Origin of the sequence: Streptomyces corynorhini, from assembly GCF_003346515.1 — a bacterium.
In the GTDB taxonomy this organism is placed as follows: domain Bacteria; phylum Actinomycetota; class Actinomycetes; order Streptomycetales; family Streptomycetaceae; genus Streptomyces; species Streptomyces corynorhini.
This window is the reverse complement of the sequence record NZ_QQNA01000311.1, coordinates 18,263-29,158: the sequence shown is the minus strand read 5'-3', so window position 1 is coordinate 29,158 and position 10,896 is coordinate 18,263. Positions and strand designations below refer to the sequence as shown.

Genomic DNA, 10,896 nt, shown 5'->3' with positions numbered 1-10,896 from the left:
TAACCGCCTGCGGACCCCCGGGCCGCCCCCCGGGGGTCCGCAGGCGGTTACCGGCCGGTTGGCGACCGGTTCAGGCCAGTTCCGGCCGCGTTCGTCACGGTCCGTGAATCCGCTGATGCCTTCGTGCCGGGTGCGCCGCGACACTGGCGACCGCCAGTCATATCGCGGTCCCACTCCGGTGCACCCGTACGGCTTCCGGCGTGGCTCCGTCACGACCGAGAGGACCCCCCATCGTGCGTCAGCACTCCTCACCGCCCGCCACCCCCCGCACCGCCAGGGGCTTATGGGCGGCGGCCCTCACGACCCTGGGCCTGTTCGCCGCGCTGATCCCCGGCGCCTCCGGCGCCCAGGCGCTGGTGGCCGACAATCCGTACGAGCGCGGTCCCGCGCCCACAGTGGCCAGTATCGAGGCCGCGCGCGGCAGTTACGCCGTCGCGCAGACCACCGTCCCCTCCGCGAGCGTCACCGGGTTCGGCGGCGGCACCGTCTACTACCCGACCACCACCGCCGACGGCACCTTCGGGGCCGTGGCCGTCGCGCCCGGCTTCCTCGCCACCCAGTCGAACATCGCCTGGCTCGGCCCCCGGCTCGCCTCCCAGGGCTTCGTCGTCTTCACCATCGACACCAACACCACCCTGGACGCCCCCGACAGCCGGGGCCGTCAACTCCTCGCCGCACTCGACTACCTGACGCGCGGTTCGACCGTGAGCGGCCGGATCGACGGCACGAGACTGGGCGTCATGGGCCACTCCATGGGCGGGGGCGGCAGCCTGGAGGCCGCCAAGAGCCGCACCTCGCTCAAGGCGGCCGTCCCGCTGACCGCCTGGAACCTCACCAAGGACTGGTCGCAGGTGCGGACCCCCACCCTGCTGGTCGGGGCCGACGGCGACACCACCGCCCCGGTCGCCACGCACTCCGAGCCGTTCTACGAGTCGCTCCCCGGCTCGCTCGACAAGGCGTACCTGGAGTTGAGGGGAGCCACCCACTCCGCTCCGGCCACGGCGAACACGACGATCGCGAAGTACAGCGTGTCCTGGCTCAAGCGTTTCATCGACAACGACACCCGCTACGAGCAGTTCCTCTGCCCGCTGCCGCAGGCGGGCCCCACCATCGTGGAGTACCGGGGCAACTGTCCGCACACGTCCTGACCCGGGACCAACACCGGCCGCGGTGACGGGCCGTGGCCGGAACGCCGCAGGACACGGCGCTCGGCATCACGTACCGAGGGCGTGCCCCGTCGTCGCGTCGACGTGGTCGGGGATCTCGTCGTGGCGGTCGCCGACGGTCGGTGTGCCGGTGGGCTCGAACAGCAGGATCGAGGCGCCCGCCGGAGTGTACGGCTTGTGCTCCGTCCCCCGGGGCACGGTGAACACCGAGCCCCGGGGGAGCCGCACGGTGCGCTCCCCGGCCGGTTCACGCAGCGAGATGCGCAACTCCCCGTCGAGCACGAGGAAGAACTCGTCGGTGTCGTCGTGGACGTGCCAGAGATGCTCGCCCTCGACCTTGGCCACGCGTACGTCGTAGTCGTTGACCCGCGTCACGATGCGGGGGCTCCACAGAGCGTCGAAGGAGGCCAGCGCCGTGCCGAGGGAGATGGGTTCGTCGGTCATGGGCTCATCCTCCACGGTGCGCACCGGCCGGTGTGAGTGCTAGGAATCGCGTATGACGCAAGAATCCTCGCAGTCGGCCGGGCCCGTCCGCCGGGCGGTTCCCGATGCGGCCCCGCACCGGGTCGTGGTGATCGTGGACGAGAACTCCAACCCCTTCGAACTCGGCTGCGCCACCGAGATCTTCGGGCTCCACAGGCCCGAGATCGGCCGTGATCTGTACGATTTCACGCTCTGCTCACCGCGACCGCGCACGGTCATGCGGGACGGATTCTTCACCTTGACGGGCGTCGCCGCCCTGGAGGCGGCCGACGAGGCCGACACCCTGATCGTCCCCAACCGGCCCGACATCGAGGTGCCCCGGCGCCCGGCCGTCCTCGACGCCGTCCGCCGGGCGCACGCGCGCGGCGCCCGGCTGATCGGATTCTGCAGCGGTGCCTTCACCCTGGCCGAGGCCGGGGTCCTCGACGGGCGCCGGGCCACCGCGCACTGGCAGTGGGCCGACGGCTTCCGCGCGCGCTTCCCCTCCGTCACGCTCGAATCCGACGTGCTGTTCGTGGACGACGGCGACATCCTCACCGCCGCGGGCAGCGCCGCCGCGCTCGACCTCGGGCTGCATGTGGTCCGCCGCGACCACGGTGCGGAGATCGCCAACACGGTCAGCCGCCGACTGGTCTTCGCCGCACACCGCGACGGCGGGCAACAGCAGTTCGTGGAGCGGCCGGTACCCGAGGTGGCCGACGAATCGCTCGCCCCCGTGCTGGCCTGGGCCCAGGAACGGCTGGACACCCCGCTCACCGTGTCCGGCCTCGCCGCCCGCGCGGCGGTCAGCCCCGCCACCCTCCACCGCCGCTTCCGGACGGAACTCGGGACGACACCGCTGGTCTGGCTCACCGGCGAACGGCTCGCCCTCGCGTGCCGACTGATCGAGCGCGGCGAATCCCGCTTCGACGTGGTGGCCCGGCGCAGCGGGCTGGGCACCGCCGCCCATCTGCGGACCCTGATGCGGCGGCACACCGGTCTCACCCCGTCCGCGTACCGGCTGCGCTTCGGGCCGGACCGCGACGGGCCGTGACACGCCGCCTCGCGGAGCGCCGTGCGCGCGGCTCGCAGCGGGCGTTACGCGATGCCCAGCTTCGCGTCCCTCGCCGCCGCGATCGCCGCCTCGTCGCCCTCCAGCCGCACATCCGCCACCGCCTGCCGCCCGAACACGAACAGCAGCAGCTCGGAGGGGTCGCCCGTGGCCGTCACCACCGGGGTGCCCCGGTGCGCGACCGCCGTCTGGCCGTCGGGGCGGCGCAGCACCAGACCCACCGGCGACTTGCGGCCCATCATCCGGCCGCCCTTCTCCAGCCGCGACCACAGCGTGTCCGAGAAGACCCGGTCCAGCTCGCGCGGCGTCCACCCGGGCTGCGCCCGCCGGACGTCCTCGGCGTGGATGTAGAACTCGACCGTGTTCGCCGCCTCGTCCAGCTGCTTGATGCCGAACGGGGACATCTTCGGGGGCCCCGTACGGATCAGCTGGATCAGCTCCTCGTACGGCTTCGCCACGAACTCGGCCTGCACCCGCTCCAGCCTGCCGCGCAGCGCGGGCAGCAGCGTCCCGCCCGCCGCGTCCGGGCGCCGCTCGCGCAGCACCACATGGGCCGCGAGGTCACGGGTCAGCCAGCCGTCACAGAGCGTCGGCGCGTCGGGACCCACCGCCTCCAACAGGTCGGCGAGCAGAAGTCGTTCACGCTTTGCATGGGTCGACATGCCCCCCAGCCTACGGCGCCCGCACCCCGTCCGCCCAGTGGACCGGGGCCCGGCCCGCCCGCCCGGCGCGGCACAATGTCCGTATGACCAGCCTGACCGGTGGGCTCGACCCCGCCATCGCCGCCCGGCTCAAGCGCAGCGCCGACGGACTGCTCCCCGCCATCGCCCAGCAGTACGACACCGGCGAGGTGCTGATGCTGGGCTGGATGGACGACGAGGCGCTGCACCGCACGCTGACCACCGGCCGCTGCACCTACTGGTCGCGCAGCCGCCGCGAGTACTGGGTCAAGGGCGACACCTCCGGTCATGTCCAGCACGTCAAGTCCGTCGCCCTGGACTGCGACGCCGACACGGTGCTCGTCCGGGTCGACCAGGTCGGCGCCGCCTGCCACACCGGGGCGCGCACCTGCTTCGACGCCGATGTCCTGCCGCTCACCCAGTAGGGTCAGCGGCCATGGATCTTGAGACCTTCCGCGAGCTGGCGGCGGACCGCCGTGTCATCCCCGTCAGTCGGCGCCTCCTCGCCGACGGGGACACGCCGGTCGGCCTGTACCGCAAGCTCGCCGCCGAGCGCCCCGGGACGTTTCTGCTGGAGTCGGCGGAGAACGGCCGCTCCTGGTCCCGCTACTCCTTCGTCGGGGTACGGTCGGCCGCCACCCTCACCGAGCGCGACGGCCGCGCCCACTGGCAGGGCACCCCGCCGGTCGGCGTCCCCACCGAGGGCGACCCGCTGGCCGCCCTGCGCGCCACCGTCGAGACCCTGCACACCCCCCGCGACCTCGGCCCTGTCCCGCCGGTCCCCGCCGGGCCCGGAACGCCTGGCACGGCGCCTCGCGGCGTTGCCGGAATGCCCCCGGGAAACCACCCCGGGGGCACACCGGCGCCTGGCGACGCACCGCACCAGCCGCCCCGGGCCGATCCGGCAGGACCGCCAGGACAGGACCTCGGCCCCGTCCCGCCGGTCCCCGCCGGGCCCGGAACGCCTGGCACGGCGCCTCGCGGCGTTGCCGGAATGCCCCCGGGAAACCACCCCGGGGGCACACCGGCGCCTGGCGACGCACCGCACCAGCCACCCCGGGCCGATCCGGCAGAACCGCCAGGACAGGACCTCGGCCCCGTCCCGCCGGTCTCCGCCGGGCCCGGAACGGCAGGACCGCCAGGACAGGGCCTCACCTCCGGCATGCCGCCCTTCACCGGCGGCATGGTCGGCTACCTCGGCTACGACATCGTGCGGCGGCTGGAGAAGGTCGGCGACCACGCCCGTGACGATCTGCGCATCCCCGAGCTGACCATGCTGCTCACCTCCGACCTCGCCGTCCTCGACCACCGGGACGGCTCGGTCCTGCTGATCGCCAACGCGATCAACCACAACGACCTCGCCACCGGGGTCGACGAGGCGTACGCCGACGCCGTCGCCCGTCTCGACGCGATGGCCGCCGACCTCGCCAGGCCCGTCCCCACCGCGCCCACCGCGCTGCCGGCCTCCGCGCTGCCCGAGTACACCGCGCTGTGGGGCGGCGCCGCCTACCAGGAGGCCGTCGAGGACATCAAGGAGCGGATCAGGGCGGGCGAGGCGTTCCAGGTCGTCCCCTCGCAGCGCTTCGAGACCCCCGTCACCGCGAGCGCCCTCGACGTCTACCGGGTGCTGCGGGCCACCAACCCCTCGCCGTACATGTACCTGTTCCGCTTCGACGGCTTCGACGTCGTCGGCTCCAGCCCGGAGGCGCTGGTCAAGGTCGAGGGCGGGCGCGCCATGGTGCACCCGATCGCCGGCACCCGGCACCGGGGCGCCACGCCCCAGGAGGACCAGGCGCTCGCCGACGAACTCCTCGCCGACCCCAAGGAGCGCGCCGAGCACCTGATGCTGGTCGACCTCGGCCGCAACGACCTCGGCCGGGTCTGCGAGCCCGGCAGCGTCGAGGTGGTCGACTTCATGTCCGTCGAGCGCTACTCCCACGTCATGCACATCGTGTCCACGGTGACGGGCGAGGTCGCCGAGGGCCGCTCCGCCTTCGACGTCCTGACCGCCTGCTTCCCGGCGGGCACGCTCTCCGGGGCGCCCAAGCCGCGCGCGCTGCAGATCATCGACGAGCTGGAGCCGACCAGGCGCGGGCTGTACGGCGGCTGCGTCGGCTATCTCGACTTCGCGGGCGACTCGGACACCGCCATCGCCATCCGCACCGCGCTGCTGCGCGACGGCACGGCGTACGTGCAGGCGGGGGCCGGGGTCGTCGCCGACTCCGACCCGGTCTCCGAGGACACCGAGTGCCGGAACAAGGCGGCGGCCGTGCTGCGGGCCGTCCACACCGCGAACCGGCTCACGGACGGGTGAGGCACCCGGTGTGCGTGGGCGGCCGGGAGCCCGGCTGCCCACGCACACCGGGGCGTAGGGGATAGTGGGGTACGTGAGTGCCGTACCCGTACCCCAGCCCCGTGCCGCCGGTCCGGCGGCCACCTCCACCCCCACCGCCGCCCGCGCGGCGCGTGACGGCGACGGCGGCGGCGGCCCGAGCGACCGCCGCAGTCTGGCCGCCGCGCTGCTGCTCGGCGCCGCGGGCGCCGCCGTCGTACTGATCGCCTCCGGCCAGCGCTGGGCCGCCGGCACGGCCGCCGTCGGCGGCGGTTCCGTACCGCTGGACGCCGACGGCCGTGACATCACCGGCGTCCCGGCCGCCCTCGCCGTCGTCGGCCTCGCCGCGCTCGTCGCCGTCTTCGCCGTGCGCGGGGGCGGCCGGCTGCTGGTCTCCGCGCTGCTCGCGCTGAGCGGCGCGGGCGCGGCCCTGGCCGCCTTCCTCGGCGCCTCCGACCGCTCGGCGCTGGACGAGAAGGCCGCGAAGACCACCGGCGACACCGCCGCCACCATCCACGCCCTGTCCCACACGGCCTGGCCCTACGTGACCGCCGCGGGCAGCGTCCTGATCCTGCTCGCCGGGCTGCTGGCCCTGGTGTACGGCAGGAGGTGGCCCGGCATGTCCGGCCGGTACGAACGCCCCGCCGGGTCGGGACCCGCGGCCACCGCGCCCGGCCGGGGCGCCCGCCGGGCGCCGGTGGTCGACCCGGACCGTCCCGAGGACCTGTGGAAGGCCCTGGACCGGGGCGAGGACCCGACACGCGAGAGCTGATTCACACCCACCCCCCGGCCCGTTCCGCCACCCCCGTGCGGGACAATGTGCGGTGAGCGTCCGAGTCACCCCAGTCCGACTCACCCAGCGCGACAGCAACGAGGAGCAACTCATGGCGGGCAGCAGCCACGGACACACCCCGGCGGCCTGGACCGGTGTCTTCATCGCCTTCATCGGCTTCGGCATCTCGGGTGTCGGCATGGTGGCGGTGAACATGATCGCGTTCTGGGGCGGTTTCGCCGTGATACTGCTCGGGGGCGTCGTCGGGATGGCGATGCGGGCGGCCGGTCTGGGCAAGCCCAAGGAGCCGGAGGAGCTGGTCCTGGCCCGCGCGGCCGCCGCCAACAAGCAGGTCAACATGCGTTCCGAGGACATCAAGGCCGAGATCCTCGCCCGCGAGCGGTCCGCGCACGCGGCGCACGAGCCCGCCACCCCGGCCCCCGCCCTGGAGGCGCAGGCGCAGACCGCCTGAGCGCTCCGGCGCCACCCCTGGAGACGCGGCCCGGCCCGGCAGCCCCCGACAGGCTCCGGGACCGGGCTGCGTCTTTCCGTTCCAGCAGCGACAATCACCGGGTGGACGACGAGATGACCGACCCAGGCCCCGTCCGGGCGATCCCCACCGGTCCCCCCGGCCCCCGTGAGGACCGGGGGCCGCTGCGCCGGTTGCTGCCACCGCTGCTCACGATCGGGGCGATCGGCGCGGCCTTCACCTACGTCGGCCTGGTCGACCCGAACGAATCCGGCCACTACCCCGTCTGCCCGCTCTACGCCCTCACCGGCCTCTACTGCCCCGGCTGCGGGGGACTGCGCAGCGCCCACGCCGTCGCGCACGGAGACCTGGCCGCCGCCTTCGGCGCCAACGCGGCGGCCGTCGTCGGCTACGCGCTCTTCGCCGTCGGATGGCTGGTGTGGGTGGCACGGGCCCGCAAGGGCCTTCCCGCGCCGATTCCCCGGGCCCCCGCCGTGTGGTGGACGGTGGGCGTGGTGCTCGTGCTGTTCACCGTGGTCAGGAACCTGCCCTTCGGCGGCGGACTCGCCCCGTGATCCCCCCGGCGGTGACATGCCCGGTCGGTCGGATGCGGGTCATCCGGCCTGTTCCGGCTAGCATCGATATGGCTGATCCTGATCCGCCCGGTCGCCGGTCGGACCGGATCGCGACCAGGCCCGAAGTGCTATCGAAAGGGGGGCCGCTCGCGTGAGTGTGCTCGACGAGATCATCGACGGCGTACGCGCCGACCTCGCGGAGCGACAGGCGCGCGTGGGCCTTGACGAGCTGAAGGAGCGCGCCGCCAGGGCGCCCCAGGCCAAGGACGGCGCCGCCGCGCTGCGTGGCGAGGGCGTCCAGGTGATCTGCGAGGTCAAGCGCTCCAGCCCGTCCAAGGGCGCGCTCGCCGCGATCGCCGACCCGGCCGCGCTCGCCGCCGACTACGAGGCGGGCGGCGCCGCCGTCATCTCCGTACTGACGGAGGAGCGCCGCTTCGGCGGTTCGCTGGGCGACCTGGACGCCGTACGCGCCAAGGTCGACATTCCCGTGCTGCGCAAGGACTTCATCGTCACCTCGTACCAGCTGTGGGAGGCGCGGGCGCACGGCGCCGATGTCATCCTGCTGATCGTCGCCGCGCTCGACCAGGAGGCCCTGGTCTCGCTGATCGAGCGGGCCGAGTCGATCGGGCTCACCCCGCTCGTCGAGGTGCACGACGAGGACGAGGCGGAGCGCGCGGTGGACGCCGGTGCGAAGGTCATCGGGGTGAACGCCCGCGATCTGAGGACCCTCAAGGTCGACCGCTCCACCTTCGAGCGCGTCGCCCCCGAGATCCCGGACCACATCGTCAAGATCGCCGAGTCCGGCGTGCGCGGCCCGCACGACCTGATCGCGTACGCCAACGCCGGGGCCGACGCGGTGCTCGTCGGCGAGTCGCTCGTCACCGGGCGGGACCCGCGGACCGCCGTCGCCGATCTCGTCGCGGCGGGCGCCCACCCCGCGCTGCGGCACGGGCGGGACTGACCTCTCCCCATGACCACAGCCCTCCGCCCGCCCGCCCCGCACCGGCCGCCGCACGGCGCCCTGGCGCGTGGCTGCCGTCCGCGCGGGTGCCGCGCACCGGCGCGGCGGGTGCGCGGACGGCGGGTGCGGTACGTCATCGGGGACGAACCCGGTCAGGTCAACGGGATGCGATGGCGCGGGGCGTCCGCGTCCTGAAGGGATCCCCCTCCGGTCCGTGGCGGACCCCGGTCCGCACGGTCCGGGCCCGCCGCGGGCGGCTTCCGCGCGGGGTGGTCCGTCCAGGACGCATACGGTGCTCTCCGTCCGTCGCTTCCCGAGGAGTTCCCGCGTGTCTTCCGAGTTCTTCATTCCCGACCCCGAGGGTCGGATCCCGAGCGCCGAGGGGTACTTCGGTGCCTTCGGCGGCAAGTTCATCCCCGAGGCGCTCGTCGCCGCGGTCGACGAGGTCGCCGTCGAGTACGAGAAGGCGAAGGCAGACCCCGCCTTCGCCGCCGAGCTGAACGGCCTGCTGGCCGACTACACCGGCCGCCCCAGCCCCCTCACCGAGGTCGGGCGCTTCGCCGAACGGGCCGGGGGCGCCCGGGTGTTCCTCAAGCGCGAGGACCTCAACCACACCGGCTCGCACAAGATCAACAATGTGCTGGGCCAGGCGCTGCTCACCAGGCGGATGGGCAAGACCCGCGTCATCGCCGAGACCGGCGCGGGCCAGCACGGCGTCGCCACCGCCACCGCCTGCGCGCTGTTCGGCCTCGAATGCACCATCTACATGGGCGAGATCGACACCCAGCGCCAGGCCCTGAACGTGGCCAGGATGCGGATGCTCGGCGCCGAGGTCGTGCCCGTCACCTCCGGCAGCCGGACCCTGAAGGACGCCATCAACGAGGCGTTCCGCGACTGGGTCGCCAATGTGGACCGTACGCACTATCTCTTCGGCACGGTCGCGGGACCGCACCCCTTCCCTGCGATGGTCCGCGACTTCCACCGCGTCATCGGCGTGGAGGCCAGGCGCCAGATCCTGGAGCGCGCCGGGCGGCTGCCCGACGCCGCCGTGGCCTGCGTGGGCGGCGGATCCAACGCGATCGGCCTCTTCCACGCCTTCATCCCCGACGCGGACGTACGGCTGGTGGGCTGCGAGCCGGCCGGGCACGGCATCGCGAGCGGCGAGCACGCCGCCACGCTCAGCGCGGGCGAGCCCGGCATCCTGCACGGGTCGCGCTCCTACGTCCTCCAGGACGAGGAGGGCCAGATCACCGAGCCGTACTCGATCTCCGCCGGGCTCGACTACCCGGGCATCGGACCCGAGCACGCGTACCTCAAGGACAGCGGGCGCGGCGAGTACCGGGCGGTGACCGACGACGACGCGATGGAGGCGCTGCTGCTGCTCTCGCGCACCGAGGGCATCATCCCGGCGATCGAGAGCGCGCACGCGCTGGCCGGGGCGCTGGAGGTGGGCCGCGAGCTGGGCGAGGACGGCCTGATCGTGGTCAACCTCTCCGGGCGCGGCGACAAGGACATGGACACGGCCGCCCGCTACTTCGGGCTGTACGAAGGGGAGGGCACCAAGTGAGCGGGAACAGCCAGTTGCTGAGCGACACCCTCGCCGCCGCGAAGGCGCAGGACCGGGGGGCGCTGATCGCCTACCTCCCGGCCGGTTTCCCGACCGTGGACGGCGGGATCGCGGCGGTCAAGGCCGTCTTCGAGGGCGGCGCCGACATCGTCGAGGTCGGGCTGCCGCACAGCGACCCGGTGCTCGACGGGCCGGTCATCCAGACCGCGGACGACATCGCGCTGCGCGGCGGGGTCAAGATCGCCGACGTGCTGCGCACGGTCCGTGAGGCGTACGAGGCGACCGGCCGGCCGGTGCTGGTCATGACGTACTGGAACCCGGTCGACCGGTACGGCGTCGAGCGCTTCACCGCCGAGCTGGCCGAGGCGGGCGGCGCCGGGTGCATCCTGCCCGACCTGCCCGTCCAGGAGTCGGCCCTGTGGCGCGAGCACGCCGGGAGGCACGGTCTGGCGACCGTCTTCGTGGTGGCGCCGAGCAGCCGGGACGAACGGCTGGCGAAGATCACCGCCGCGGGCAGCGGCTTCGTCTACGCGGCGTCGCTGATGGGCGTCACGGGCACCCGTACCTCGGTGGGCCTGGAGGCGCGGACGCTGGTGGAGCGGACCCGCACGACGACGGAGCTGCCGGTCTGCGTCGGGCTCGGTGTCTCCACGGCGGAGCACGCGGCCGAGGTCGCCGGATTCGCCGACGGAGTGATCGTCGGCTCGGCGTTCGTGAAGCGGATGCTGGACGCGCCCGACGAGGCCGCCGGGCTGGTCGCGGTGCGTGAGCTGGCGGGCGAGCTGGCCGAGGGCGTTCGCAAGCGCTGACGGGTGCGGGGGCGCCCGCGTCATCCGTACG

The 10,896-nt window shown here is 73.8% G+C and carries 12 protein-coding genes and 1 pseudogene; 11 read left to right on the top strand and 2 right to left on the bottom strand.

The annotated features are described in order from the left end of the window. Nucleotides 1-233: 233 nt before the first annotated feature. Nucleotides 234-1,148, top strand: a complete 915-nt coding sequence (bdeA, locus tag DVH02_RS30340) for a bis(hydroxyethyl) terephthalate hydrolase (RefSeq protein ID WP_407697697.1) — start codon at nucleotides 234-236, stop codon at nucleotides 1,146-1,148. A 66-nt stretch (nucleotides 1,149-1,214) separates the two neighbouring features. On the opposite strand, the gene DVH02_RS30335 is transcribed toward bdeA, so the two are convergent. Next, nucleotides 1,215-1,610, bottom strand: coding sequence for a cupin domain-containing protein (locus DVH02_RS30335; protein WP_114627055.1), 396 nt, complete (start codon nucleotides 1,608-1,610; stop codon nucleotides 1,215-1,217). Nucleotides 1,611-1,662: 52 nt separating this feature from the next. Here DVH02_RS30335 and DVH02_RS30330 point away from each other — a divergent pair, with 52 nt between their 5' ends. Beyond that, entirely contained in the window at nucleotides 1,663-2,682 is a 1,020-nt protein-coding gene (locus DVH02_RS30330) for a GlxA family transcriptional regulator (RefSeq protein WP_114627054.1), read from the top strand. 44 nt (nucleotides 2,683-2,726) lie between these two features. Here DVH02_RS30330 and DVH02_RS30325 read toward each other — a convergent pair whose 3' ends face one another. After that, nucleotides 2,727-3,362, bottom strand: a complete 636-nt coding sequence (locus tag DVH02_RS30325) for a TIGR03085 family metal-binding protein (RefSeq protein ID WP_114627053.1) — start codon at nucleotides 3,360-3,362, stop codon at nucleotides 2,727-2,729. A gap of 83 nt (nucleotides 3,363-3,445) precedes the next feature. Between DVH02_RS30325 and hisI the strand changes: the two genes are divergently transcribed. The 9 genes and pseudogenes from hisI to trpA all read left to right on the top strand — a co-directional run bounded on the left by hisI (nucleotide 3,446) and on the right by trpA (nucleotide 10,865). Continuing rightward, nucleotides 3,446-3,805, top strand: a complete 360-nt coding sequence (hisI, locus tag DVH02_RS30320; RefSeq protein ID WP_114627052.1) for a phosphoribosyl-AMP cyclohydrolase — start codon at nucleotides 3,446-3,448, stop codon at nucleotides 3,803-3,805. Between the two features lie 11 nt (nucleotides 3,806-3,816). Then, complete coding sequence (locus DVH02_RS36540) at nucleotides 3,817-5,694, top strand: chorismate-binding protein (protein ID WP_233518548.1); 1,878 nt, start codon at nucleotides 3,817-3,819, stop codon at nucleotides 5,692-5,694. Between the two features lie 64 nt (nucleotides 5,695-5,758). Next, nucleotides 5,759-6,484 (top strand): TIGR02234 family membrane protein, encoded by a 726-nt coding sequence (locus tag DVH02_RS30305; protein WP_114627051.1) that lies wholly within the window; start codon nucleotides 5,759-5,761, stop codon nucleotides 6,482-6,484. Between the two features lie 112 nt (nucleotides 6,485-6,596). Continuing rightward, a pseudogene (locus tag DVH02_RS30300) lies at nucleotides 6,597-6,839 on the top strand (HGxxPAAW family protein); the annotation flags it as partial. A gap of 230 nt (nucleotides 6,840-7,069) precedes the next feature. After that, on the top strand, nucleotides 7,070-7,528 hold the full coding sequence (locus tag DVH02_RS30295) for a DUF2752 domain-containing protein (protein WP_114627057.1): 459 nt from the start codon (nucleotides 7,070-7,072) through the stop codon (nucleotides 7,526-7,528). Between the two features lie 151 nt (nucleotides 7,529-7,679). Continuing rightward, complete coding sequence (trpC, locus tag DVH02_RS30290) at nucleotides 7,680-8,489, top strand: indole-3-glycerol phosphate synthase TrpC (RefSeq protein WP_114627050.1); 810 nt, start codon at nucleotides 7,680-7,682, stop codon at nucleotides 8,487-8,489. Between the two features lie 9 nt (nucleotides 8,490-8,498). Continuing rightward, nucleotides 8,499-8,684: a tryptophan biosynthesis modulator TrpM gene (trpM, locus tag DVH02_RS36535; protein WP_114627049.1), complete on the top strand. Its 186-nt coding sequence runs from the start codon at nucleotides 8,499-8,501 to the stop codon at nucleotides 8,682-8,684. 133 nt (nucleotides 8,685-8,817) lie between these two features. Continuing rightward, complete coding sequence (gene trpB, locus DVH02_RS30280; RefSeq protein WP_114627048.1) at nucleotides 8,818-10,056, top strand: tryptophan synthase subunit beta; 1,239 nt, start codon at nucleotides 8,818-8,820, stop codon at nucleotides 10,054-10,056. Next, complete coding sequence (trpA, locus tag DVH02_RS30275) at nucleotides 10,053-10,865, top strand: tryptophan synthase subunit alpha (RefSeq protein ID WP_114627047.1); 813 nt, start codon at nucleotides 10,053-10,055, stop codon at nucleotides 10,863-10,865. The genes trpB and trpA overlap by 4 nt, the downstream gene beginning before the upstream one ends. Nucleotides 10,866-10,896: the final 31 nt, after the last annotated feature.